At 74.3% G+C, this 25,180-nt stretch carries 21 protein-coding genes; 12 read left to right on the forward strand and 9 right to left on the reverse strand.

The window, feature by feature from the left end; genetic code table 11:
* Nucleotides 1–63: 63 nt before the first annotated feature.
* The gene (locus EDD40_RS12115; protein WP_123742991.1) at nucleotides 64–1,026 is read right to left on the reverse strand and encodes a DUF5914 domain-containing protein; all 963 of its coding nucleotides are present in this window, start codon (nucleotides 1,024–1,026) and stop codon (nucleotides 64–66) included.
* Nucleotides 1,027–1,042: 16 nt separating this feature from the next.
* Nucleotides 1,043–1,969: a phytoene/squalene synthase family protein gene (locus tag EDD40_RS12120; RefSeq protein WP_123742992.1), complete on the reverse strand. Its 927-nt coding sequence runs from the start codon at nucleotides 1,967–1,969 to the stop codon at nucleotides 1,043–1,045.
* 149 nt (nucleotides 1,970–2,118) lie between these two features.
* Between EDD40_RS12120 and EDD40_RS12125 the strand changes: the two genes are divergently transcribed.
* Together EDD40_RS12125 and crtI are read left to right on the forward strand one after the other, a co-directional pair.
* A complete protein-coding gene (locus tag EDD40_RS12125) occupies nucleotides 2,119–3,225 on the forward strand; it encodes a polyprenyl synthetase family protein (RefSeq protein ID WP_123742993.1) in 1,107 nt (368 codons plus the stop codon).
* A gap of 15 nt (nucleotides 3,226–3,240) precedes the next feature.
* Nucleotides 3,241–4,710: a phytoene desaturase family protein gene (gene crtI / locus EDD40_RS12130; protein ID WP_123742994.1), complete on the forward strand. Its 1,470-nt coding sequence runs from the start codon at nucleotides 3,241–3,243 to the stop codon at nucleotides 4,708–4,710.
* Nucleotides 4,711–4,728: 18 nt separating this feature from the next.
* Here crtI and EDD40_RS12135 read toward each other — a convergent pair whose 3' ends face one another.
* The 4 genes from EDD40_RS12135 to EDD40_RS12150 all read right to left on the reverse strand — a co-directional run bounded on the left by EDD40_RS12135 (nucleotide 4,729) and on the right by EDD40_RS12150 (nucleotide 6,521).
* The gene (locus EDD40_RS12135; RefSeq protein WP_123742995.1) at nucleotides 4,729–5,037 is read right to left on the reverse strand and encodes a DUF3140 domain-containing protein; all 309 of its coding nucleotides are present in this window, start codon (nucleotides 5,035–5,037) and stop codon (nucleotides 4,729–4,731) included.
* Nucleotides 5,034–5,249 carry a hypervirulence associated TUDOR domain-containing protein gene (locus EDD40_RS12140; protein WP_123747976.1) on the reverse strand — a complete coding sequence of 72 codons (216 nt, stop codon included), beginning with the start codon at nucleotides 5,247–5,249 and terminating at the stop codon, nucleotides 5,034–5,036. Before EDD40_RS12140 ends, EDD40_RS12135 begins: the two co-directional genes overlap by 4 nt.
* Before the next feature lie 74 nt (nucleotides 5,250–5,323).
* Nucleotides 5,324–5,761 carry a MarR family winged helix-turn-helix transcriptional regulator gene (locus tag EDD40_RS12145; RefSeq protein WP_123742996.1) on the reverse strand — a complete coding sequence of 146 codons (438 nt, stop codon included), beginning with the start codon at nucleotides 5,759–5,761 and terminating at the stop codon, nucleotides 5,324–5,326.
* 163 nt (nucleotides 5,762–5,924) lie between these two features.
* Complete coding sequence (locus tag EDD40_RS12150) at nucleotides 5,925–6,521, reverse strand: DsbA family oxidoreductase (RefSeq protein WP_170185038.1); 597 nt, start codon at nucleotides 6,519–6,521, stop codon at nucleotides 5,925–5,927.
* Between the two features lie 162 nt (nucleotides 6,522–6,683).
* On the opposite strand from EDD40_RS12150, the gene EDD40_RS12155 reads away from it, so the two are divergent.
* A complete protein-coding gene (locus EDD40_RS12155) occupies nucleotides 6,684–7,157 on the forward strand; it encodes a GNAT family N-acetyltransferase (RefSeq protein ID WP_123742998.1) in 474 nt (157 codons plus the stop codon).
* Nucleotides 7,158–7,213: 56 nt separating this feature from the next.
* Here the strand turns inward: EDD40_RS12155 and katG are convergent, their stop codons facing one another.
* Complete coding sequence (katG, locus tag EDD40_RS12160) at nucleotides 7,214–9,517, reverse strand: catalase/peroxidase HPI (RefSeq protein ID WP_123742999.1); 2,304 nt, start codon at nucleotides 9,515–9,517, stop codon at nucleotides 7,214–7,216.
* Nucleotides 9,492–9,944 carry a Fur family transcriptional regulator gene (locus tag EDD40_RS12165; RefSeq protein ID WP_123743000.1) on the reverse strand — a complete coding sequence of 151 codons (453 nt, stop codon included), beginning with the start codon at nucleotides 9,942–9,944 and terminating at the stop codon, nucleotides 9,492–9,494. The genes katG and EDD40_RS12165 overlap by 26 nt, the downstream gene beginning before the upstream one ends.
* Nucleotides 9,945–10,145: 201 nt before the next feature.
* Between EDD40_RS12165 and EDD40_RS12170 the strand changes: the two genes are divergently transcribed.
* From EDD40_RS12170 to EDD40_RS12180, 3 genes are all read left to right on the forward strand, one after another.
* Entirely contained in the window at nucleotides 10,146–10,586 is a 441-nt protein-coding gene (locus tag EDD40_RS12170; RefSeq protein WP_123743001.1) for a hypothetical protein, read from the forward strand.
* 251 nt (nucleotides 10,587–10,837) lie between these two features.
* Nucleotides 10,838–12,325 (forward strand): AMP-binding protein, encoded by a 1,488-nt coding sequence (locus tag EDD40_RS12175; RefSeq protein ID WP_123743002.1) that lies wholly within the window; start codon nucleotides 10,838–10,840, stop codon nucleotides 12,323–12,325.
* On the forward strand, nucleotides 12,322–13,578 hold the full coding sequence (locus tag EDD40_RS12180) for an alanine racemase (protein ID WP_123743003.1): 1,257 nt from the start codon (nucleotides 12,322–12,324) through the stop codon (nucleotides 13,576–13,578). The genes EDD40_RS12175 and EDD40_RS12180 overlap by 4 nt, the downstream gene beginning before the upstream one ends.
* Before the next feature lie 69 nt (nucleotides 13,579–13,647).
* On the opposite strand, the gene EDD40_RS12185 is transcribed toward EDD40_RS12180, so the two are convergent.
* The gene (locus EDD40_RS12185) at nucleotides 13,648–14,604 is read right to left on the reverse strand and encodes a quinone oxidoreductase family protein (RefSeq protein WP_170185039.1); all 957 of its coding nucleotides are present in this window, start codon (nucleotides 14,602–14,604) and stop codon (nucleotides 13,648–13,650) included.
* 65 nt (nucleotides 14,605–14,669) lie between these two features.
* On the opposite strand from EDD40_RS12185, the gene EDD40_RS12190 reads away from it, so the two are divergent.
* The 6 genes from EDD40_RS12190 (at nucleotide 14,670) to EDD40_RS12215 (ending at nucleotide 25,141) form a co-directional block, all read left to right on the forward strand.
* On the forward strand, nucleotides 14,670–15,308 hold the full coding sequence (locus tag EDD40_RS12190) for a TetR/AcrR family transcriptional regulator C-terminal domain-containing protein (protein WP_123743004.1): 639 nt from the start codon (nucleotides 14,670–14,672) through the stop codon (nucleotides 15,306–15,308).
* Nucleotides 15,309–15,407: 99 nt separating this feature from the next.
* Complete coding sequence (locus EDD40_RS44345) at nucleotides 15,408–18,971, forward strand: DUF4132 domain-containing protein (RefSeq protein ID WP_148088768.1); 3,564 nt, start codon at nucleotides 15,408–15,410, stop codon at nucleotides 18,969–18,971.
* Nucleotides 18,968–20,038, forward strand: coding sequence for an ATP-binding protein (locus EDD40_RS12200; protein ID WP_123743006.1), 1,071 nt, complete (start codon nucleotides 18,968–18,970; stop codon nucleotides 20,036–20,038). The genes EDD40_RS44345 and EDD40_RS12200 overlap by 4 nt, the downstream gene beginning before the upstream one ends.
* Nucleotides 20,038–22,239: a DUF5682 family protein gene (locus EDD40_RS12205; protein WP_123743007.1), complete on the forward strand. Its 2,202-nt coding sequence runs from the start codon at nucleotides 20,038–20,040 to the stop codon at nucleotides 22,237–22,239. Before EDD40_RS12200 ends, EDD40_RS12205 begins: the two co-directional genes overlap by 1 nt.
* On the forward strand, nucleotides 22,236–23,339 hold the full coding sequence (locus tag EDD40_RS12210) for a VWA domain-containing protein (protein WP_123743008.1): 1,104 nt from the start codon (nucleotides 22,236–22,238) through the stop codon (nucleotides 23,337–23,339). The genes EDD40_RS12205 and EDD40_RS12210 overlap by 4 nt, the downstream gene beginning before the upstream one ends.
* Complete coding sequence (locus EDD40_RS12215) at nucleotides 23,336–25,141, forward strand: hypothetical protein (protein ID WP_123743009.1); 1,806 nt, start codon at nucleotides 23,336–23,338, stop codon at nucleotides 25,139–25,141. Before EDD40_RS12210 ends, EDD40_RS12215 begins: the two co-directional genes overlap by 4 nt.
* The last annotated feature ends 39 nt before the right edge of the window (nucleotides 25,142–25,180 follow it).

Raw genomic sequence — 25,180 nt, forward strand, 5'->3', positions numbered from 1 at the left:
AGTCGACGACGATGACGGACCCATCGTAAAATCGACTCAAAACCGATTCAACTCGGGGGTGCCTCAACCGGGCAGCACACCCTTCGACCGGAGGGCGTACCGGCGCTCGGCGTAGGCGAGGTCGTCGCGCCACAGCCGTGCGGCGGTCCACCGCATCGCCGGCCGGATCGCCGGCGCCACCCTGTTGACCAGCGCGAACCCACGCCGATCGGACTGCGCGATGGTCGCCTCGACCACCGCCGTCCGGCCGTCGCCCAGCGGTGTGGCGTGGGTCTCCACGACGCTGCCCTCGCCCTCGCCGGAGACGATCCGCATCACCACCGTGCGCGGTTCGGGGCAGGTGAACTCGGCGGTCACCGGCACGCCGAACCTGCCCACGACCCGGAACGTCACCTCGACCAGGAACCGGTCCAGCTCCTCGGTGGGCGTCTCGATCACCCGGAGGTTCGCGAACGAGTAGGGGTGGAACCACGCGCCGTGCCACGGGTCGAGCCGGTTCGCGATCACGTCCTCGGGCTCGCACCGGCCGATCAGCGTGGCGACCGCGTCGAGCACCTTGCCCGCCGGCCGCGCGGGCAGCACCGGCTCGGGCAGCGGTTCCTCGCCGCCCACGTCGTCCAGGCGCACCCAGGCGAGCACGCCGTCGTCGTGCGCGGGGAACGGGCTCCACCCGCCGAACCGCTCGCCGCCCAGCGCGAGCCCGTGCCAGCGGCAGACCAGCTCGCCCCCGACCACCGCCCCGTCGCACAGCGGCGCGCCCAGGTGCGGGCACGACCCGGGACCGGCCACCAGCACGTCACCCGGCCCGCGCCAGAGCACCACCTCGCGCCCGGCGACGGTCCGGCCGAACGGCTTGCCGCGCACGACGTCGCGGCTCGCGCCGACCACGAACCAGTTGCCGGAGGGCCGGGCGGTGGCGCGTTTCAGCGCCGCCTCGATGAGCGCGGGCTTCGCGTCCCGCCAGGTCGGTTCCTGCTTCGACCAGGGCGGGCTGGTGAACGCGCGCAGCGGCAGGCGGTCGGGCATGTCTCTCCTCCGGTGATCAGGCCGTTCGGGCGAGCACGGCCCTGGCGAACGCGGGCAGCGCGACCGCGAGCCGTCGGCCGTTCGACACCGCGACGCGTCGGGACAGCACGTCGTAGTCCGCTTCCTCGACCAGGTCGAGGATGCGGCCGTAGAGCCGGTACGCGGTGCTCACGCACGGCCGCGACCGGGGCGCGAGCATCGCGATGCCCGGCAGCGCCCGCGCGTAGACCTGGCGCGTGCGGTGGACCTGGTCGCGCAGCGCCGCCCGGACCCGGTCGTCGACCCGGCCGGCGGCGCGGGCCCACGACAGCCGGTCCCGGTCGACGCCGAACGCCGCCAGCTCGTCGGCGGGCAGGTACACCCGGTCGCGGTCGAGGTCCTCCCCGATGTCGCGGATGAAGTTGGTGAGCTGGAAGGCGATCCCCAGCGCGGCGGCGGCGGGCTCCGCCTCCTGCCTCGGCACGACCGTCCCGAGCACCGGCAGCACCTGCAGGCCGATGACCGCCGCCGAGCCGTGCACGTACCGCAGCAGCTCGGCGCGGGTCGCGTAGTCGGTGACGGTCAGGTCCATCCGCATGGACGCCATGAAGTCGCGGAAGTGCGCGGTGGGGATGTCGTACCGGCGCACGGTGTCCGACAACGCCGTGACGACCGGGTCCGTGGCCGTGCCGCGCTCCAGCGCGGCGTCGAGGTCGGCCTCGACCGCCGCGAGGCCCTCGACCTTGCGCGGCAACCCGCTGTCGAGGTCGTCCACGATGTCGTCCACGCGGCGGGCGAACCCGTACAGGCCGTGGATCGCGGGCCGCTGCGCCGGGCTGAGCATCCTCGTGGCCAGGAAGTAGGTGCGGCCGTGCTCGGCGTTGAGCGCGCGGCACCGCCGATAGGCGTCGCGCAGCCGCGGCTCGGTGATGCCCGCGGCATCCAGTTCCCGGTCTGCGGACATGTGTGGGCGTTCCCTCCGCGATGGCACCTCCTCACGCTAAGTCGGCCCGGGTCGCTCCGCACAACCAGCGCCGCTCGTTGTGCGGGGCGCGGGTCGCGCTGCTTAGCTCGATCCACTGAGCACCGACCCCACCACGCGAGGGAGCGACGATGTCGCTGTTGGCCGGCGTCGACACCCGCACGCCCACTCCCCCGGCGCCCGACTCGTTCGCGGCGCGGTTCGCGGACGAGCTGGACGACTTCTTCCGCACCCGCCCGGAGGTCGACGCCGCGCGGGAGCTGGCCGAAGAGGTCCGCGCGCTCGTCCTCGCCGGCGGCAAGCGGATCCGACCCGCGTTCGCCTGGTGGGGCTGGCGCGCCGCGGGCGGCGAGGTGCGCGGCGACACGTCCGAAGCCGTGGTGCGCGCGCTGGTGGCGTTGGAGCTGTTGCAGTGCTGCGCGCTGGTGCACGACGACGTGATGGACCGCTCGGCGACCCGGCGCGGCCGGCCGGCCGTGCACGAGTCGTTCGCGGCGCGGCACCGGCGGTCGCGGTGGTCCGGCAGCGCCCGCCGCTTCGGCGACTCCACCGCGGTCCTGGTCGGCGACCTCGCGCTGGCGTGGGCGGACGACGCGCTCGTCACGGCCGGCCTGCCCGCCGACGCGTTGCAGCGCGCCTGGCGGCCGTGGCAGCGGATGCGCACGGAGATGATGGCCGGTCAGCACCTCGACCTGCTCGCGACCGCCGGGCGCGACGAGTCGTTGGAGGGCGCGTTGCGGGTGGCGGCGCTGAAGACCGCCGCGTACACCGTCGAACGGCCGCTGCACCTCGGCGCCGCGCTCGCGGGCGCGCCCGCCGACGTGGTGGAGTGCCTGCGGGTGTTCGGCCGCGACGTCGGCGTGGCGTTCCAGCTGCGCGACGACCTGATCGGCATGTTCGGCGACCCGGCGGTGACCGGCAAACCCGTCGGCGAGGACCTGCGCGAGGGCAAGCGCACCCCGTTGATGGCGATCGCGATCGCCCGGGCCACCGCGGCGGGCGACCACCGGGCGGCGCGGACGCTGCTGCGCTGCCTCAACGGTGTGACCGTGACGGACGGGACCGTGGCCGCCGTGCGGGAGCTGCTGGTCGACCACGGCGCCGTGGAGGCCGTCGAGGAGCACATCGAGGCGCTGGCCGCGAGCGGACTCGCCGCGCTCGACCGGGCGGCCGTCGACGAGGTCGCCCGCACGCACCTGAGGCAGCTGGCGGCCAAGGCCGTCCGCCGCCGCGACTGACGGGAGGGGAACGCCGTGGCGCACCTGGTGAAGGGCCGGACCGACTCGGTCGTCGTGATCGGCGCGGGCCTGTCCGGCCTGTCCGCCGCGCTGCACCTGCGCGGGGCCGGGCACGAGGTGACGGTGCTGGAGCGGCACGGCCACCCCGGCGGCCTGGCGGGCCGGCTGGACGTGGCCGGGCACCTCATCGACACCGGGCCGACCGTGCTGACCATGCCGGAGCTGCTGGAGGACGCGTTCGCGGCGGTGGGCGCACGGCTCGCCGACCACCTGGACCTGGTGCCGCTGCACCCCGCCTACCGCGCCGAGTTCGCCGACGGCAGCGCGCTGGACGTGCACACCGACGCCGACGCGATGGGCCAGGCGATCGCCGGGTTCGCCGGCGACCGCGAAGCCGAGGGCTACCGCGAGCTCCGCGCCTGGCTGACCCGGCTGTACCAGGTCGAGCGCGACCGGTTCATCGGCGCGAGCTTCGACTCGCCGCTCGACCTGCTCGGCCGCGACCTGGTCGCGCTCGCGGGGCTCGGCGGCTTCGGCTCCCTGTCCCGGGCGGTGGGCCGGTTCGTCCACGACGACCGGCTGCGCCGGGTCTTCACGTTCCAGGCCCTGTACGCCGGGGTGTCCCCCGCCGACGCGCTCGCCGCGTACGCCGTGATCGCCTACATGGACACGGTCGCGGGCGTCTGGTTCCCGCGCGGCGGCATGCGCGCGGTCCCGCAGGCCCTCGCCGACGCCGCCGCCGATGCGGGGGTCCGGTTCCACTACGACACCGAGGTGGTCTCGCTCGACCGCACCGGCCCGCGCGTGACCGCCGTCCGCACCACGACCGACCGCGTCCCGTGCGACGCCGTCGTGCTCGCCACGGGTCCCGCGCAGAGCACGCGGCTGCTGCGCGGCGAACCGCGGCGCCCGCGCCCGCTGCGCTGGTCGCCGTCCGCGGTGGTGGTGCACCTCGGCGCCCCGCGGGTGGTCGAGGGGACGGCCCACCACACCATCTCGTTCGGCACCGCGTGGGAGACCACGTTCGACGAGATCATCCGCCAGGGCCGCCTCATGGGCGACCCGTCCCTGCTGCTCACCACGCCGACCGTCACCGACCCCGGGCTCGCCCCGGCGGGACGGCACCTGCAGTACGCGCTGGCCCCGTGCCCGAACCTGGACGCCGCGCCGATCAGGTGGGACGTCGTCGGACCGCGCTACGCCGCGCAGGTCGTCGACGAGCTCGTCACCCGCAAGCTGGTGGACCCGGACGTCGAGATCCTGTCCGTGACGACGCCGGACGACTGGGCGCGGGACGGCCAAGCCGCCGGCACCCCGTTCTCGGCGGCGCACACGTTCACCCAGACGGGTCCGTTCCGGCCGCGCAACCTGCCGTTCCGCGACGGCAACGTGGTGCTCGCCGGCAGCGGCACCACACCCGGCGTCGGCATCCCGCCGGTGCTCATCTCCGGCAGGCTGGCCGCCGAACGGCTCCGGCGGCGGTGACGGGCCGACACCCCGGCGTCAGTCCTTGAGGGGGTCGTGCCCCCAGTTCATCAGCGAGTAGCGCCACCTCGTGCGCTCCACGTCCCCGTCCGGGCGTTGCGCGAGGTGGCGGTGGACGTACCCGACGACCTTGCGCATGTGCGCGTGGTCGTCCTCGGTCAACTCGCCCTTCTTCGCGCGCAGCAGCGCCACGATCCGCCTGCCGGACTCGTGCCCGACCGACTCGCCGCCGTCGGACTGGCCGACGGACCGGGACTCGTCGGTCTCCAGCCACCGCGCCAGCTCGGTCGCCGTCATGTTCACCGCGTCCTCGAACTCGTCGCTCACGAGTCGTCCTCCAACGCCGACGGCTTGTGCACGGCGTCCTTGCCGCTCTTGTCGCTGCGCACGCGGTACTGCGGCTCCTCCTTCGACGCGCGCACCTGCCTGCCCGCGGCCTCGGTGTCCTCGGTGATCTCCTCGACCACCTCGCCGTGCACCGTCTGCCCGTGGCTGGACCACGTGACCTCGTCGCCCTTGTGCACCTTCTCCTCGCCCATGGCCGAATTCTGGGTGGCCGCGTCGGGCCGTGCACGGCGGTGGCGCGCGGACCGGACGCCCGACGCGCCCACGTTCACCCGGTCGGGTGGTCCTCTGCCGCGGTCGGGCGGGACAGGGCGTCGAGCAGGTTCGCGAGCAGGTCGCGGTCGTCGGCGCGCAGCCTGCCCGTGGAGGGCGCGAGGGCCGAGCGGACCTCGCCCGCCAGCAGCTCCGCGAGGTCGCGGCCCGCCGGGGTGATGACCACGTCGACCACCCGGCGGTCCGCCGGGGACTTGTCCCGGGCCACGAGGCCTCGGCGCTCGGCCCGTTCGACGAGGCCGGACATCGTGGACTTGTCCAGCCCCAGGAACGCGGCCAGGTCGGTCATCCGCGGTCGGCGGTCGCGCAGGACGCCGAGCAGCCGCAGCTGGGTGAGGGACAGGTCGTGCTCGGCGCCGATGCGGGTGAGCACGGCCATCACCCGGAAGGACATCCGGACGAGGGCGTCCTCCAGCGCGTCGTCACGTGTCATGGCGCGAACCTACTCGACATTGTTTGTAGTACCAACCAACGTCGGGTGGGTCGGCTCCACCACCACGGTGCCGCCGGAGCCGGCCGCGGCCGTGCGGGCCGCGGCCGTCCGCGACGGCGGCTCGGACCGCCGCGGACGGCACCGCGTTCGGATCGACCCGGGTTCAGGGAGCGGAGCGGAGGAGGTCGAGGATGACGTCCGGGTCCTGGGCGCCGGCCACACCCCGGTTGCCCACCACGTAGGTCGGGACGGAGCGGACGCCGATGGCCACGCCTTCGGCCAGCTCGTCGCGGAGGCGGGCGGCCAGGGCGTCGTCGACCAAGGCGTCGGCGGCGCCGGTCAGACCGGTCTGCCCGGCGAGGCGGACGAGGGTCTCGGGGTCGCCCAGGTTCTCGCCCTCGACGAAGTGGGCGCGGAAGAAGCGCTCCTTGACCTCGTGCTGCACGCCCTGCTCACGGGCCAGCGACACGAGCCGGTGGGCGTCGAAGGTGTTGGCGGCGATCGCCTTCGACATCTCGTAGCGCAAGCCCTCGGACTCCGCCGCCGTCGTCGAGCGGTGCATCGCCTGCTCCGCGACGGCCTCGCTGCCGAGCTTGCCCGCCAGCACCTCGCGCACGGCCGCACCCGTGCTCTTGAGCTGCGGGTTCAGCTCGAACGGCCGCCACACGACCTCCACCGGCTCACCGTCCCACCGGTCCAACGCCCGTTCCAGCTTCCGCTTCCCGATGTAGCACCACGGGCACACCACGTCAGACCACACGTCTAGTCGCACGGTGCGGTCAACGCGTCGCCCTCAGCACTTGTTCCCCGTTCCGGCCGCCGGGTTCGACCGCCGTCGAAGCGTCGACCCCGGGTTGTCGGGGGCCGCTGCTACGGTCCCCGGCGCGGACCCGGGCGGTTCACGACAGAGGAGGAAGAGCCAGTGGCAGAGGTGGCGTTGCGGCCGGTCGGGGATGCGGACCTCGACGCGTTGTTCGAGCAGATGCGCGACCCGGAGTCGGTCCGGATGGCCGCCTTCACCGCCGAGGACCCCGACGACCGCGAGGCGTTCGACCTCCACCTGGCGAAGATCAGGGCCGCCCACGACACCACGCTGCGCGCGGTGACCCTCGACGGGCGGCTCGTCGGCAGCATCTCCAGCTTCGTCGTGGAGGGCGACACCGAGATTACCTACTGGCTCGACCGCTCGGTCTGGGGTCGGGGGATCGCCGGCCGGGCCCTGGCCCTGTTCCTCGACACCGTCGAGGTCCGGCCGCTGCACGCCCGCGCGGCCAGTGACAACGCCGGTTCCCTCAAGGTCCTGCGGAGGGCCGGCTTCACGGTCGTCGGCACCGAGGTGTCCTACGCGCCCGCCCGCGAGGCGGAGATCGAGGAAACCGTCCTGCGCCTCGACTGACGCTCCGGACACGCGACGAGCCCGGCCGATCGGCCGGGCTCGTCGGTCGGTGCGGATCAGGCGAGGTCGAACCGGTCGAGCTCCATGACCTTGGTCCAGGCGGCCACGAAGTCGGCCACGAACTTCTCGCGGGCGTCCTCGCCGGCGTAGACCTCGGCCAGGGCCCGCAGCTGGGAGTTGGAGCCGAAGACGAGGTCGACCGAGGTGGCGGTCCACTTCAGCTCGTCGGTGGCCGCGTCCCGGATCTCGTACACGTGCTCCTCGGACTCCGACGCCTGCCAGCGGGTGCCCGTCGACAGCAGGTTGGTGAAGAAGTCGTTGGTGAGCACGCCGGGCCGGTCGGTGAGGACGCCGTGCCGGGTGCCGTTGTGGTTCGTCTCGAGCGAGCGCAGACCGCCGACCAGGACGGTCATCTCCGGCGCCGTCAGGTCGAGCATGTAGGCGCGCTCGACCAGCAGCACCTCCGGCTGGAGCTTCTCGCCGGCGCGCACGTAGTTGCGGAAGCCGTCGGCGCGCGGCTCCAGGAAGCGGAACGACTCGACGTCGGTCTGCTCCTGGTCGGCGTCGGTGCGGCCCGGGCGGAACGGCACCGTCACGTCGAAGCCGGCCTCGCGCGCCGCGTTCTCGACGGCCGTCGAGCCGGCCAGCACGATCAGGTCGGCGAGGGAGATCCGCGCGCCGCCCGCGGCGTTGAACTCCCGCTGGATGCCCTCGAGGGTCTCCAGGACCTTCGCGAGCTGCTCGGGCTGGTTGACCTCCCAGTTGCGCTGGGGTTCGAGGCGGATGCGGGCGCCGTTGGCGCCGCCGCGCTTGTCCGTGGACCGGAAGCTCGCCGCGGAGGCCCAGGCGGTGCCGACCAGCTGGGCGGTGCTCAGGCCGGAGTCGGCGATCTTCGCCTTGAGGGCGTCGACGTCCGCGTCGCCCACGAGCTCGTGCGTGACGGCCGGCACCGGGTCCTGCCACAGCTGGACCTCGGGGACCCACGGCCCGAGGAAGCGGCTGACCGGGCCCATGTCGCGGTGCAGCAGCTTGTACCACGCCTTGGCGAACGCCAGCGCGAACTCGTCGGGGTTCTCCAGGAAGCGGCGGGAGATCTTCTCGTACGCCGGGTCCACACGCAGCGACAGGTCCGTCGTGAGCATGGTCGGCAGGTGCTTCTTCGACGGGTCGTGGGCGTCCGGGATGATCGCCTCGGCGTCCTTGGCGACCCACTGCTTGGCGCCGCCGGGGCTCGTGGTGAGCTCCCACTCGTAGCCGAAGAGGATCTCGAAGAAGCGGTTGCTCCACTGCGTCGGCCGGTCGGTCCAGGTCACCTCGAGACCGCTGGTGATCGTGTCGCCGCCCTTGCCGCTGCCGTGGGTGCTCAACCAGCCCAGGCCCTGCGCCTCCAGCGGCGCGCCCTCGGGCTCCGCGCCCACGTGGTCGTCGGCGACACCGGCGCCGTGGGTCTTGCCGAAGGTGTGGCCGCCGGCGATGAGGGCCACGGTCTCCTCGTCGTTCATCGCCATCCGGCCGAAGGTCTCCCGGATGAAGTGCGCCGCCGCCAAGGGGTCCGCGTTGCCGCGGGGGCCCTCGGGGTTGACGTAGATGAGGCCCATCTCGGTCGCCCCGACCTCGGGCGCCATCTCGGCCTCGCTGACGTAGCGCTCGTCACCCAGCCACGCGTCCTCCGGGCCCCAGAAGATCTCCTCCGGCTCCCAGACGTCCTCGCGGCCGAAGCCGAAGCCGAAGGTCTTGAAGCCCATCGACTCCAGGGCGACGTTGCCGGCGAGCACGAGCAGGTCGGCCCACGAGACCCGCTGGCCGTACTTCTGCTTGACCGGCCACAGCAGGCGACGGGCCTTGTCCAGGTTGGCGTTGTCGGGCCAGCTGTTGAGCGGGGCGAACCGCTGGCCGCCGTCGCCCGCGCCACCGCGGCCGTCGTGGGTGCGGTAGGTGCCGGCCGCGTGCCAGCTCATCCGGATCATCAGGCCGCCGTAGTGGCCGAAGTCGGCGGGCCACCAGTCCTGCGAGGTGGTGAGCACCTCGGTGATGTCGCGCTTGAGGGCCTCGACGTCGAGCTTGGCGAACTCCTCGGCGTAGCTGAAGTCCGCGCCCAGGGGGTTGCCCTTGGACGAGTGCGCGTGCAGCACCGAGAGGTCCAGCTGGTTGGGCCACCAGTCGCGGTTCGTCCGCGGACGCCCGCCGGTCTTCGGGGTCGGGGAGTCGATCGCCGGGTTCTCGCTCTCGCTGCCGTGCGCGGTCGCCGAGTCGTGCGCGACCGGGCAGCCGACCGCGGCCTTCTGGTCCACGCCCTGCGCGCTTGAGGGGGGCGTCTTCCCGAGGTCGCTCAATTTACTTCCTTCCAGCGGGCGGTTCATTGGCGGTGGTGTTGCGGGTCGAGCAGTCGGGGCAGGTGCCCCAAAAGACGACCTCGGCCTCGTCGACGACGTAACCGCCGTCGTCCGAGGCCGTGAGACAGGGGCTGTGACCGACCGCGCAGTCGACGTCCGCGATCGCGCCGCAGGAACGGCACACGACGTGGTGGTGGTTGTCGCCCACCCGGGACTCGTAGCGGGCCGTCGCGCCGGCGGGCTGGATGCGGCGCACCAGGCCGGTGTCGGTCAACGCCCGCAGCACGTCGTAGACGGCCTGGTGGGACACCGTCGGGTGGTCGGCCCGGACCAACGTGATCACCGTCTCGGTGTCGACGTGCGGGTGGTCGCGCAGCGCGGCGAGCACGGCCAACCGGGGCCGGGTCACGCGCAACGAGACCGACCGCAGCTGCGCCTCGAAGTCGGATGTCACCCCACAACCCTAGACGTCTTGTCTGGAACGAATCAAAATAGCCTTCGTCACACCGAACCACGAACACTGCGTGTAGTTCCTCGACTACGCAACAGAAACGCGGTGGCGACCCCGTCCCGCGGTGGACGATCATCGTCCACAGTGGACAGAAGATCGCGCCGCGCCGCCCGGACCGCCGCGCCCCGGTGCTAGTTTGCCCGGATGAGCCTCCTCGATGACGTCGCCGAGCGCGACGGCTGGCGGTGCTGGGTGTGCGACGAGCCCGTCGACCCCGACATGTCGGTGAACGACCCGCGAGGGCCCAGCGTCGACAGCCGGACCGCCGACCGGAAGGCCAAGGTCGCCGAACGGCTCGCGCACCGCGCGTGCAACACCCGCAAGGGCGCGGTCAAGGTGGTCATCGCGTGGCCGGACCGCCTGCACGTGGCCGACCCCGCGCCGCTGATCACCGTCGCCGGGCGGCTGGAGCGCAAGGGCGGCCGCGAGGTGGTGGCCCGCTGCCCGACCAGGGCGGACGCCCAGGAGGCGGCCGAGTGGCTGGTGGACCGGTTCTCCCGGTTGACCCCGGACCTGCCGGTGACCGCCGGCGTCGAGGCGGGCGGCGGCCAGTTCCTCGTCGTCCTGACCACCGGCCGCCGCTGATCTCGCCGCTACCTGCCGGGGTGAAAGCGCGGCCCGGGCGGGTGAAAAGGGTCCTCACGTGACGCGTGCGCGAGCGCGGTGCTGCCAGATTGGCCGGGTTGTCCGACGACCGCACCGGTGCGGCCCTCAGGCCGGCGCGCTCGGCAGCGGCTCAGCCCGTTGGTGGCACGGGGGATCCGGTCGACGACGACGAACGCGGCCCTGCCGCACGGATGTGTCGGACGACCACACGCAGATCGGGATGATGCCGGATGACGTTGCTGCACACCATTCTGGACGAGGCGGTGTCGGCCGCCCCGGACGCCGCGGCCGTCCGGGACGGCGACGGGGCCTGGACGTACGCGCGACTCGGGGAGGTCGGCGACGTCCTGGCGGAGTGGCTGCGCGAGCGGGGCGTGACGGCCGGGGATCGCGTCGTCGCGCACGCGCGCCCGTCACGCCACCTGATCGCCCTGATGTACGCGACCTCGCGCGCCGGTGCGGTCTTCGTGCCCCTCAACCCCGAGATGCGGGCGTTCCACCTGCGCTCCGTGCTGGACAACGCCGACCCGCGGCTGGTCGTCGCCGACGACGACGCGCGGCTGCGGCCGCTGACGTCGGCCGAGGTGTGCGGGACGGGAGCGCTGCGGCGCGCGACCGAGCGGACCTCGCGCCCCGGCGGGCGCGCCGACCGGCCCGGCGGCGTCACGCCGGACGACGTCGCGCTGCTGATCTACACCTCGGGCAGCACGGCCACCCCGAAGGCCGTGGTGTCGCCGCACGCCCAGGTGGTGTTCGCGGCCTCGGCCATCAACGAGGTGCTCGGCTACCGGCCGGGTGACGTCGTCTACTCGGCCCTGCCGCTGTCCTTCGACTACGGGCTCTACCAGTCGCTGCTGTGCTGCCTCGGGCGCTGCGAGCTGGTGCTGGGCGACGGCGCGGACCTGGCCGCGATCCGGCGCATGCGCGCCGTGGGCGCCACCGTGGTGCCCTTGGTCCCCTCGCTCGCGACCCTGCTCACGGCGCTCGCCGGCCGCGACCCCGGCGCCCCGCCACCGGTGCGCCTGATCACCAGCACCGGCGCGGTCCTGCCGCGCGCGACGATCGACGCGCTGCGCGAGTCCTTCCCCTCGGCGCGGGTGGTGCGCCAGTTCGGCCAGACGGAGTGCAAGCGGATCACCATCATGCCGCCCGAGCAGGACCGCGAGCGCCCGGACTCGGTCGGCCTGCCGCTGCCCGGGACGGCGGTGCGCGTCGTGGACGCCGACGGCGTCGCGCTGCCCGCCGGGCAGACCGGCGAGATCGTCGTGGAGGGACCGCACCTGATGCGGGGGTACTGGCGGGAGCCCGAGCTGACCGCGCGCGCGTTCCGGCGCGACCCGGCCACCGGCTCGCCCCGGCTGCACACCGGGGACCACGGCCACCTCGACGACGACGGGTACCTCTACTTCGGCGGCCGCCGGGACGCCGTGTTCAAGCGCCGGGGCACCCGGATGAGCACGGTCGAGATCGAAGCGGCGGCGATGGACGTGCCCGGTGTCCGCGCCGCGGCCGTCCTGCGCCCGACCGCCGACCGCGACCTCACCCTGTTCGTGGACAGCGACCTGGCGCCCCAGGCCGTGCTCCGCGAGCTGGCGGCCCGCCTGGAACCGGCCAAGGTGCCCGCGGCCTGCCACCGCGTCGCGGACTTCCCGCTCACCCCGCACGGCAAGCACGCGACCGCGGAGCTGGAGCTGCTCCTGGACAGGATGCCGACGTGACGGACCACCGCTCGCTGGCCGCGCGTTTCGGCACCCCCCTCTACGTCTACGACCTCGACGACGTCGCCGCCGCGCACGGTGCGCTGCGCGCCGCGCTGCCGGACCCGTGCGAGCTGTTCTACGCGTTCAAGGCCAACCCGCACCCGGACGTCGCCCGCGCACTGCGCGAGGGCGCCGGCCGCGCGTGCGGCGCCGAGATCAGCTCGACCGGTGAGCTGGCGGCCGCACGCGCGGCCGGCTACCCGACCTCGTCGTGCCTGTACACCGGACCGGGCAAGACCCGCGCCGAGCTGGCGGAAGCCGTCGCCGGCGGAGTGCGGCTGTTCTCCGCCGAGTCCGAGACGGACCTGCGGCGCATCGGCGCGGCGGCGGACGGGCGCCAGGTGGTGGTGGACTGCCTGCTGCGCGTCAACAGCCCCGCGTCGGCCTCGGCCACCGGACTGCGGATGACCGGCGTCCCCTCGCGGTTCGGCATCGACGCCGAGACCCTGCCGGACGCGCTCCCCCGCCTGCTCGACGTGCCGGGCACGCGGGTGATCGGCGCGCACTTCTTCCCGCTCAGCAACGCCGAGGACGAGCAGAGCCTGGTGGACGAGTTCCGCCGCACGGTCGAGGTCGCCGCGCGGCTGCGCGACGACGCCGGCCTGCCCCTGCGGTTCCTCGACCTCGGCGGCGGTTTCGCGGCGCCCTACGGGGTGCCGGGCGAACGCCCGGCCTACCCGAAGCTGCGCGCCGAGCTGGAGGACGCCCTGGACCTCCACCTGCCGGGCTGGCGGGAGGGCCGGCCGCGGCTCGCGTTCGAGTCCGGCCGCCACCTGGTCGGCGGCAGCGGGTCGCTCGTGGCCGAGGTGCTCGACGTCAAGCACAGCCGGGGGCAGGTGTTCGTCGTGCTCGACGCCGGCATCAACGCCTTCGGCGGGCTGTCCGGCCTGGGCAGGCTGCTGCCCGCCTCGGTGCGTCCCGTCGGAGGTGGTCGCGGGTCCGTGGTCGCCACCCTCACCGGACCGCTGTGCACCCCCGGCGACCTGCTGGGCCGCGACCTGACCCTGCCGGACCTGGCGGTCGGCGACGTCGTGGCGATCCCCAACGCGGGCGCCTACGGCCTGACCGCGAGCCTGGTGCGCTTCCTGGGCCGGGAAGCGCCGGCCGAGGTCGTCGTCCGGGGCGACACCGTGGTGTCGGTCTCCCGCCTCGACCACCGCCGTGAGTACGCGGTGACGGGGCCCTCGACCCTCGGAGGAGCACAGCCCTAGGTCACGCCGTCACGACGCGCTCCGGGCAGCGCCGCCCGGAGCGGGGTCGTGGTGCCACGGGACCTCGGCTCAGTCCGGCACCACGACGGCCCGGCTGCGCCCGGTGTGGGCCCACGCGTCACCGACCCGGCTCAGCGGGTACGCGGTGTAGGGCACGCTCAGGGAACCGTCGGCGAAGCGGGCCATGACCTCGGGCGCGGCGGCGAGCATCTCCTCGACGGACACCGAGCCGGCGCCGCTCCCGCTGATCCGGATCCGGCGACTGCGCAGCAGCTCCCCGGGCAGCGAGGCCCGCGCGCCCGCGAGCGAGCCGATCTGCACGTAGGCCGTGTCCGCCTCGGCGTCCGCGCCGCCCCGACCCACCGCGGCGAAGGCGGCCTCGGCGACCGGGCCCCACAGGTAGTCCAGCACGAGACCGGGCGACCTGTCGGCGAGCGCACCGGCCAAGGCCTCCTCCAGGGCGTCCGGCCCGTCCTGGGCCAGCGACACCGTCGTCGCTCCCACACCGCGCAACCGCTCCAGCGACTCCGGGTCGCGCCCGGCGGCGACGACCCGTTCCGCCCCGAGCGCCAACGCGCCCTGCACGGCGAGGCCGCCCGACATCCCGGTCGCGCCCAGCACCAGCACGGTGCCCAGCGCGCCCACCTCGCGGCGGCGCGAGGTGAGCACCATCCAGCCCGAGAGGCCGGGGTTCATGCCGGCGGCGATGGCCAGCGGGTCCGCCCCCGCCGGGACCTCCACCTGGTGCGGGGCGAGCAGCCGTTCGGCCATCGTCCCGAACGGCGGCCGCGCGTAGCCGGTGTAGACCAGGCGCCCGTCACCGGTGCGGGCGACCGCGTCGATCCCCGGCACCAGCGGGTAGGCCGCCCGGCCGTGGTAGTGCCGTCCGGAGGCCAGCCCGCGCACGATGTTGTGCAGACCCGCTCCGACCAGGTGCAACGGTTCGCGGCCGGGCGGGACCTCCGGCTCGGGGACGTCCTCGCAGACGGGTGGGGCATCGGGGTTCGTGACGATCGCGGCGCGCATCGACCTCTCCTTAACTAAGTTCAGTGAGGCCTCCAGGCTTCCTGAACATCGTTAAGCTGTCAACCATGACCAAGGGCATCACCCGGCAGCGGATCGTGGCGGCGGCGCTCGAACTGCTCGACGACAAGGGGATCGACGGCCTCACCGTCCGCGCGCTCGCCACCCGGCTCGACGTCCGCGCGCCCGCCCTGTACTGGCACGTGCGCGACAAGCAGGAACTGCTCGACGAGATGGCCACCGAGGTCATGCGCCGCGTCACCGGCGCCCTCGCGGCGATCCCGCCCGGCGCCGGGTGGCGCGACGACCTCGCCGCCTACGCCCGCGTCCTGCGCGCCGAGTACCTGCTGCACCGCGACGGCGCCCGCACGTTCAGCGGCACGCGGCTCACCGACCCCGACGTGGTCCGCTTGAAGGAGCCGTGGTTCGAGCGGTGGGCGGCGGCCGGCTGGACGCCCGCCGACGCCGACGACGCCGTCGACCTGGTCACGGCGTTCGTCGTCGGTTTCGTCATCGAGGAGCAGGAACGGCGCCAGGCCGCCGAGACCGATCCGACGAGGCACTCGCTCGCCCGGCGCGAGGACTGGCTGGGCGACGGCGCGGCGCTGGTCAAGGAAGCCGGGCGGCTGCTCGACGACGGCGACCGGCGGTTCGACCGGCACCTCGGCATCGTGCTGGACGGCCTCGCGGCCCGACCGGTCGGCTGAGGCCGCCGTCCTCGCACGGCGACGGGGCCGGATTGTCGGACCCCCTGGGTACAGTCCCCGGACATCAGGTTTCCGGCTCGGGTTCAGGGGATTCTCGTGGTGCGCAGGTGGGAGCTCGTCTCGGGCGGTTCGGCCAAGTTCTGGGAGGTCGACCGGGCCGGTGTCACGGTGACCGTCCGGTTCGGACGGCTGGGCGCCAACGGCCAGACCCAGACCAAGGACCTCGCGTCCGCCGAGGCGGCCGAGGCGCACGTCGCGAAACTGGTGGCGGAGAAGGAGAAGAAGGGCTACCGGGCCACCGGCTCGCCCGGGGTCGCGCGGGAGCCGGGCACGACCACCACCGACCCGACCGCCGCCGACCGGCCGGCGAGCCCCTCCCCCGCAGCCGCCGCGCCGACCTCTTCGTCGGCTGCCCTGCCCGCCACCACACCCGCCTCCCAGCCGACCGGGTCGGCCGCCGCCGAACCCGCCGCCCCCGCCGTCGTCGACGAGGACACCTGGGTCATGCCCAAGGCCTGGCTGCGCGAAGTGGTGCGGCAGCGCGGGTTCCACCCGGCGCCGGTGTTCGCCGTCGACGCCGGGTCGGCGGCGCGAGGGCGTGGCGCGGTCGACCAGGCCACCCTCGACCGGGTGCTGTCCGCGCCGGAGTCCGATCCGGAGCTCGTCCGGGCCGTGCGGGAGCACCTCGCCGGGCGGCCCGACCCCGTCGGCGCGGCGGCCGTCGCGATCGTGACGAAGCACCTCGTCCCGTGCTTCCACGCCTGGCTCGTCGACCACGGGTTGGCGTTCGCGGTGGAGGCGGTGATCGAGTCCTTGTCGATCGACTGCTCCCGGCGGTGGCGTCCCCGCGAGCAGGACTGGACCGGCGTGCACCTGCACCGCCACAACGCCACGAACATCAACCCCGGCGACTCGACGGGCCTGCTGCTCACGACGGTCCGGTACGCCATCGCGGTCGCGGACGAGACCGAACGCGAAGCGGCGGAAGCGGTGCTGGCCCGGCAGCGCGCCCACACCGTGGTCCGCGCGTACCTGATGCCCGAACGGGCCGACTGGTTCGACGAGGCGTGCCGGGTGCCGCAGCGCTCGCCGCGGTGGTGGATGCTCCCGTGCACCGCCAACACCCCCGAGCAGTTCGAGCAAGCGCAGGTGTCGCTCAACGACGGGGCGTTCCTGCTGCACACGGCGCTCTACGTGCTCGGCCCGGCGGTCGCGCCGCTGCTCGCGGCGGCGCTCGACCACCAGGACCAGCGCGCGGAGCGCCGCAAGCTGGTGCTGAAGATCCTCGCGGCACTGCCCACCGACGAGGCGTTCACCGTCCTGCTCGACCGGCTCGACACCCAGCACGTGCGACCGGCGCTGCTGGCCGCGATGTCGGCCTTCCCCGCCCGGGCGGCCCGGCTGCTGGCGGCGCGGGAACCCGGGAACGCCGAGGTGCGCCAACTGCTCAGCGTGCACCTCATGACCCACTCGCACCTGGCCAAGCCCGAGGGCTTCACCGCGGTCGAGCTCACCGCCGTGCCGGAGGCGCCCGAGGCGGATCTGCCCCCGCTGCTGGCCTCACCGCCGTGGCTGCGCCGCAAGCCGCCGGTGGCGCCCGTGGTGGTGCCGGACCTCCCGGTGCCCGACCCGTCGGTGGTGTGGCGGCCGGGTGAGCGCGAGCAGTGGCTGACCGACGGCCACTGGGACGCCCAACGCCGGCAGAACTGGCGGCACTGGCTGGCGGAGTACCACGCGGGCCGCATCGGCTACCGCATGATCGACCTGCTCATCAGCGCGCCCGAGGCCGAGGTGCGGCCCCTGCTCGCGGACTGGGAACCGAACCTGGACTGGAACGCCGAGTCCGCGGGCAAGCGACTGGCCGCGAAGTTCGGCTTCGACGCGCTGCCCGCGCTGGTGCGGGTCGTGCGGGGCAACTCGGGCGCCGCGGTGGTCGTGCTGCCGTTCGCCACGCCCGAGGTGGCCGCGCTGATGGCGGACTGGCTGGTGCGGCTCAAGCAGGTGCGCGGGGTCGCGCTGGAGTGGCTGGCCCGGCACCGGGAGACGGCCGCCCGCTTCCTGATCCCCGCCGCGCTGGGCAAGCCGGGCGCCGGGCGCCGCAACGCGGAGACCGCGCTGCGCCACCTGCACGCCGTGGGGGTGGACGTGGCGGCGCTCGCCCCGACCGCCGACGCCGGCGCGGCCCTGCGGACGTTCCTGGCCGTCGACCCGGTCGACGTGCTCCCGGCCAAGCTGCCGGTGATCGCCGAGTGGGCGGACACCCGGCTGCTGCCCCGGGTGCTGCTGCGCGACCGCAGGCAGGGGCTGTCCCCGGCCGCCGCGAAGAACCTGCTGATCATGGCCGCGCTGTCCAAGCCGAACGACGTCTACGCCGGTCTGCCGGTGGTCCGCGAGGCGCTCGACCGGGCGTCGCTGGCGGAGTTCGCGTGGGCGGTGCACCTGCGCTGGCACGAGGCGGGCGCGCCGTCGAAGGACAGCTGGGCGCTGACCGCGCTCGGCTGGTTCGGCGACGACTCCACGGTCCGCGCGCTGTCGCCGCTGATCCGGGCCTGGCCGGGTGAGAGTCAGCACGCCAGGGCCGTGACGGGGCTGGACGTGCTGGCCGACATCGGCACCGAGGTGGCCCTGTCCCACCTCAACGGCATCGCCGAGAAGGCGAAGTTCCGGGGGCTCAAGCTGAAGGCCCAGGAGAAGGTGTCCCGGATCGCGGCCGAGCTGGGCCTGTCCCGCGACCAGCTGGCGGACCGGCTGGTGCCCCGCCTCGGCCTCGACGACGCCGCGAGCCTGGTGGTCGACTACGGCCCGCGCCGGTTCACCGTCGGCTTCGACGAGCAGCTCAAGCCCTACGTGCTGGACCCGGACGGCAAGCGCCGCAAGGACCTGCCCAAGCCCGGCGCGAAGGACGACCAGGACCTCGCCCCGCTGGAGCACAAGCGGTTCGCGGCGCTGAAGAAGGACGTCCGCACGATCGCGTCGGACCAGATCCAGCGCCTGGAACGGGCGATGGTCGACCAGCGCACGTGGACCGCCGAGGAGTTCCGGGCGGTGCTCGCCGCGCACCCGCTGCTGTGGCACCTGGTCCGCCGGCTCGTGTGGATCACCGACGAGGGCGTGTCGTTCCGCCTGGCCGAGGACCGCACGCTCGCCGACTCGGCGGACGACGAGTTCGCCCTGCCCGACGACGCCACCGTCCGGGTCGCGCACCCGGTCGACCTGCGGGACACGGCGGCGGTGTGGGGCGAGGTCTTCGCCGACTACGAGATCCTCCAGCCGTTCCCGCAGCTGGGCCGCCCGGTCCACCTGCTGGAGTCGGCCGACGGGCTCCTCCCCCGGCTCAAGGAGTACTGCGCCACCCCGTACCCGATCGGCAAGATCCTCGGCCTGACCAAGAAGGGCTGGGTCCGCGGCACGCCGCAGGACGCGGGCGTCGAGTGCTGGATCACCCGGCCGTTCCCGGCCGGCGGCGCCCTCGTCGCCTCGCTGGACCCGGGCATCGCGGTGGGCGCCATGGACGTCTTCCCCGAGGTCGGCTTCCGCGACGTGTGGTTCTCGCCCAGCGGTCACGGCGACTGGTCCGCCCCGGGCAACGCGCCCACCACCTACGAGATCGACCCGATCACCTGCTCCGAGCTCCTCGCCGAACTGGAGGCCCTGCGGTCATGACCAGCACCCGGACGACGCAGCGCCCGCCCGCCGAGGTCCGCTTCGCCGACGAGCTGGCCCGCCTGCGCGAGACGGACACCGCGCCCAAGCCGCCGGGCTGGGTGCTGAGCCTCGCCGCCGCGCGCCGGTTCGTGGTGGGCGACGAACAGCACGGCGTCACCAAGAAGTTCGTCGGCGACCCGTCCCTCGTGGACCGGGCGCTGGTCACGCTGGCCACCAGCCGCGGCCTGATGCTCGTCGGCGAACCGGGCACGGCGAAGTCGCTGCTGTCCGAGCTGATCGCGGCGGCGGTGTGCGGCGAGTCGACGCTGACCATCCAGGGCGGCGCGGCCACCACCGAGGACCAGATCAAGTACTCGTGGAACTACGCGCTGCTGGTGGCCGAGGGGCCGTCGCCGCGCTCGCTCGTGCCGGCGCCGATGCTGCGGGGCATGACCGAGGGCAAGGTCGTGCGGTTCGAGGAGATCACCCGCTGCCCGCTCGAGGTGCAGGACTGCATGCTGTCGATGCTGTCCGACCGCGTGATGGCGATCGGCGAGCTGGACGGCCCGGACGGCATGGTGTTCGCGCAGGACGGGTTCAACGTGATCGCCACGGCCAACACCCGGGACCGGGGCGTCAACGAGATGAGCGCGGCGCTGAAGCGCCGGTTCAACTTCGAGACGGTGTTCCCGATCGCCGACTTCGACACCGAGCTGGCGCTGGTCGAGCAGGAGGCGGCGAAGCTGCTGGCGAGGTCCGGGGTGCCGCCGGCGCCGAAGCGGGACGTGCTGGAAGTCCTCGTGCGCGCCTTCCGCGACCTGCGCGAGGGCAGCGACCGGCTCACGACCGTGATGAGCACGGCCGAAGCGGTGTCGGTGGCGCACGCGGTGGGGGTGCGGGGCTGGTTCCTGCGCGGCGAGGCGGGTTCGGCCGCGGACGTCGTCGAGTGCCTGGCGGGCACCGCGGCGAAGGACAACGCGGAGGACCTGGCGCGGCTGCGGCGGTACCTGGAGCAGCACGCTCCCCGGCGCAAGGGCGAGCAGTGGCAGGAGCTGCACCGGGCGCGGCACCTGCTGCCCGGCTGATGGGCGCCGTGTTCGTCGGCGTCCGGCACCACAGTCCCGCCTGTGCCCGGCTGGTCGCCGCCACCATCGAGGCGCAGCGGCCCGCGTACGTGCTGGTCGAAGGTCCCGCCGACTTCAACGGGCGCCTGGACGAGCTGCTGCTGGGGCACGAGCTGCCCGTCGCGCTGTTCAGCTACTCCGACGAGCACGCGTCGTGGTCGCCGTTCTGCGACTACTCGCCCGAGTGGGTCGCGATCACCGGAGCGCGCCGCTGCGGGGCGCAGGTCAGGTTCATCGACCTGCCCGCGTGGCACGAGGCGTTCCACGCCGTCGGCAACAGGTACGCCGACGCGGAGCTGCGGTACGCCGAGGTGGTCGAGCGGTTGTGCCGCGAGTTCGCGGTCGACAACGTGGACGTCCTGTGGGACCACCTGTTCGAGGGCGCGGCCGAGCCGGAGGGCCTGGCCGAGTACTTCGACCTGCTGCGCGGCACGGTCGACGCGGACGAGGGCGACTCGGCGCGCGAGGAGTACATGGCGCGCTGGGTCCGCGCGGCGGTCAGGGCCGCCGGGGACCGGCCCGTCGTCGTGGTCACCGGCGGCTTCCACACGGCCGCCCTCAAGGCCAAGCTCGACGGCGACGCCGAGTGGCCGGAGGTGCCGGAACGGGACCGCGGCGCCAGCTACCTCGTCCCGTACTCGCACGCGCGCCTGGACGCGTTCACCGGCTACCAGTCGGGCATGCCGTCGCCGGGCTACTACCAGCAGGTGTGGGAGACCGGGGCGCGGCGCGCGGCGGACTGGCTCGTCGAGTCGGTGGCGACGCGGCTGCGCCGCAGGGGGCAGCCGGTGTCGACGGCGGACCTCATCGCGGCGCGCACCCAGGCCGGCGCCCTGGCCCGGTTGCGCGGGCACGAGCACCCGGCGCGCACCGACGTGCTGGACGGGCTGACCAGCGCGTTGATCTCCGAGGACCTGTCGCAGCCGCCGCCGTGGACGCGACGCGGCACGCTGCGGCCCGGCGCGCACCCGGCGCTGGTCGAAATGGTCGCGGCGCTGCGGGGCGACAAGGTCGGGCGGCTGCACCCGGACACGCCCGCGCCGCCGCTGGTCGAGGCGGTGCGGGAGCTGCTGCGAACCCACGAGCTCGACCGGGAGGGCGAGGTCGCGCTCGACCTCACCGACGCGAGGGCGTTGACGCGGAGCCGGGTCCTGCACCGCTTGCGGGTCCTGCGCATCCCCGGCTTCGAGCGCACGAGCGGGCCGGCCGAGGGCGCCGAGCCCCGGTTGGACGAGCGGTGGACGCTCACGCCGGTCGAGGGGCGGCTGACGGCGCTGATCGAGGCCGCCGAGCACGGCGCCACCCTGGAGGAAGCCGCCGGGGCGGTGCTGACCCGCCGGTCGCGGCACGCGGGGCTCGAGCAGCTGGCCGCCGTCCTCTTCGACGCGGTGCTGTGCGGGATCTCCACGTTGTCCGGTCACGTCGAGGAAGCGCTCAACGAGGGCGTCCGGGAGACGGGCGACCTCGCGGCGCTGGGCCACGTGCTGAGCGGCGTCATCGGGCTGTGGCGGCACGACCGGTTGTTCGGCGTCCAGCAGGACCCGCTGCTCGGCGCGGTGATCGACACGGGCACGGCGAGGGTGCTGTGGCTGGTCGAGGGCCTGCACGGCGGACCGGCGCCGGCCGACCCGCACCGCCTCCGGGCGATGGCGGCCACGCGGGACGCCGTGCGGCACGCCAAGGCCGTGCTGTCGCTGGACGCGGCGGACGTCACGGGCGTGGCGACCCGGGTGAGCGACGACGGGCAGGCGCCGCCGGACCTGCGCGGCGCGGCGCTCGGTCTCGCCTGGGCGCTCGGCGCCAAGCCGGACGTGCGGAAGGTGCGCGGCGTCGAGGCGCTCGGCGACTGGCTGGCCGGGCTGTTCGCGGTCGCCCGGGAGGAGGTCCTGGCGAGCCAGGACCTGGTCGGGGTGCTCGACGAGCTGGTCAGCGCGATGACGGAGGAGGAGTTCCTGGTGGCGCTGCCCGCGTTGCGGCTCGCCTTCAGCTACTTCCCGCCCGGCGAGCGGGAGGCCATCGCGACCGCGGTGCTCGCCCATCGCGGCGTCGCGGGCAGCGCCGGGGACGTCACCCGCCTCCAGGTCGACCCGGTGGTCGTGGCCGAGGCGATGGCGGTGGAGAAGCGCGTGGACGCGGTGCTGGCGAAGGGCGGCCTGGCATGACGGACCTGGAACGGTGGCGGCTGATCCTCGGCGAACCCGCGGCGCGCCGCACCGGCGGCCTGCGGGACGAGGACGCGCGCCGGGACGCGGCGCTCCAGTGGCTCTACGGGCGCGATCCCGACCTCGCCGACCGCGGTGTGCGCCAGGGTGGCAGCGGGGACGCGGTGCTGCGGACCGTCGACTGGCTCGACGAGGTGCACAGCCTGTTCCCGAGGGAGACGATCGAACGCCTGGAGCGCGACGCGGTCGAGCGGTACGAGATCACCGACGTGGTCACCGACCCCGAGGTGCTGCGGCGGATCGAGCCGAACCCGGCGCTGCTGCGCGCCGTGCTGCGGACCAAGCACCTGATGAACCCCGCCGTGCTGGCGATGGCGCGCAAGATCGTCGAGGCGGTGGTCGAGCAGCTGGTGGCGAAGCTGAGGACCGAGGTGCGCACGGCGTTCAGCGGCGCCAGGTCGCGCCGGCCGAGCATCCACCGCAACTCCCGCAACTTCGACTTCCGCGCCACGATCAGGGCGAACCTGCGGCGCTACCAGCCCGCCGAGCGCAAGCTCGCGATCGAGCACCCGAAGTTCGTCTCGCGCGCCAAGCGGCACCTGGAGCCGTGGCAGGTGGTCCTGCTCGTGGACCAGTCGGGGTCGATGACCAGCTCGGTGATCCACTCGGCGGTCACCGCGGCCTGCCTGTGGGGGCTGCCGGGGATCAAGACGCACCTCGTCGCCTTCGACACCGACGTGGTCGACCTGACCTCGGACGTCACGGACCCGGTCGAGCTGCTGATGAAGGTGCAGCTGGGCGGCGGCACGCACATCGCCAAGGCCGTGGCGTACGGGGCGGGCCTGGTGGACAGCCCGCGCCGGTCGATCGTGGTGCTCATCAGCGACTTCTACGAGGGCGGCAGCGAATCGGACCTCGTCCGCGCCGTCAAGGGCCTGTGCGAGCAGGGCACGCACGTGCTGTGCCTGGCCGCGTTGGACGACGAGGCGAACCCGGCCTACGACCGCGCGCTGGCCCAGCGCCTGGCGAACGTCGGCGCCCACGTCGGCGCGATGACCCCGGGTCAGCTCGCGGAGTTCGTCGCGGAGAAGCTCGGATGACCAGACCCGACCTGCTGGCGCTGACCCCGGACGCGCTCGCGGCGCTGGCCAACCGCGGCCTGGTGAAGCGTGCCGTGAAGGACTTGGACGCGGGCGTCGTCCCGGTGCTCGAGACCGACCCGGACGGCGCCGTGCGGGGCAGGTTCCCGGACGGCACCACGACCACGCTGCCGCTCGGCGCCTCCCTCGACGCGGCGGGGTGCGGCTGCGGCGCGGCGGGCGTGTGCCGGCACCGCATCGCGGTCGTCCTGGCGTACCAGCGCACCCGGGAGAGCAGCGCGCCCGCCGCGCCGTGGTCGCCGGGCGCGGTGACGGACGACGACCTGGCGGGGCTGATGGGCGAACGCACGCTGCGCCGTGCCCGCCGGGTCCTCCAGGCCGGCTACCGCGCCAAGCTGCGCCGCCCCACCGCGGAGGACGCGACGGCGCAGGCCGAGCTGCCCACCTGCACGGTGACGTTCCTCGTGCCCGACGACCTGTCCTACGTCCACACGGACGCGGTCAACCGCGACGAGGCGACGGCGCTGGCGGTGTGGGCGTTCCGCGAGGCCGACGCGCGGGGCGTCGACGTCGTCGACGTGGGCGGCTCCCCCACCACCGCGACGGACCTGACCGCGGTGACGGACCTGCTCGACCAGCTGCTGCTCGACGGCGCCGCGAACGCGAGCGAGGTGCTGGACGTGGCGTGGCGACGCCTGCACCGCGACCTGACGGCCCAGCGCCTGCACTGGCCGGCCGCGGTGATCGCCGAGCTGCTCGACCAGCTCGCCGCGTACCGCGGGCGCACCGCCGACTACCGGGCGGAGCGGTTCGCCGCCCTGCTCACCGAGCTGCACGCGCGGAGCACCGCGAACGGTCCGCGCGCCGAGGTCCTCGGTCCGGACGAGCCCGCCGAGACGCCGTTGCGCCGGGTCCGGCTGACGGCGCTGGGCGCCCGGCTGCGCTCCGAGTCCGCGGCGGACGTCTACTTCGCCTCGGGTGACGTGGTGCTGGTGCAGCGGGCCACCCCCCTGCGCGCGGGCCGGCTCCTGGCCGCGTCGAACGTGGTCTCCGAGTCGGCGACGCGCAGCGCGAGCCGCGCGGTGACGTTGAAGACCGGCCGGGTCGCCAAGACCTCCCTCACCCCGGTCGGCACGTCCTGGGACGACCTGCCGCGGGCCTTGGTGGTCGACGACTGCGCCACGGCCGCGGCACGGCTGGCCGAGCTGCCGCCGCGGCAGGTCCGCGCGAGGGTCGAGGCGGAACTGGTCCGCGTGGTCCGCGTCGCCGCGGTGTCCGACCTGGCCTACGACCCGGCCGCGCAACGCCTCACCGCCACGCTGCACGACCCCACCGGCGCCTCGTGCGTCCTGGAGGCCACGCACCGCGCCGTGGCGCCGCGGTCGCTCGACGCGCTGGCCGCGGCGCTGCACGTCGACCCGACGGCGGTCACCGGCTCCGTCCGCCGCCACCGCGGCACCCTGGTCGTCGACCCGCTGGCCGTCCGCACCCGGGCCGGCGTGGTCGTCCCGGACCTGGCGACGGACACCGCGCCGCAACCGCTGCCGCTGGGCGTCACGGCGGTGGATCCGTTGAGCGCGACCGTGGACAGCGCGTTGACCGTGTTGGCCGAGGCCGCGCATCGCGGTCTGGAGCACCTGACGGACGGCCTGCTCGCCCGCCTGCGCGAGCTGGGCGACCACCTGCGCGGCACGGGCCTGCGCACGGCGGCGGCCCACGTGACCGCGTTCGCCGACGACCCGTCCGCGGCCACCTGGCTCGGCGCGCACCTCCGGCTGCTGGTCACCGCCGACGCCCGCTGAGCCGGCACGGGGCGCCGGTGCGCGAAGGGCCGGCGCCCC

It is taken from the genome of Saccharothrix texasensis (genome assembly GCF_003752005.1).
In the GTDB taxonomy this organism is placed as follows: Bacteria; Actinomycetota; Actinomycetes; order Mycobacteriales; family Pseudonocardiaceae; genus Actinosynnema; species Actinosynnema texasense.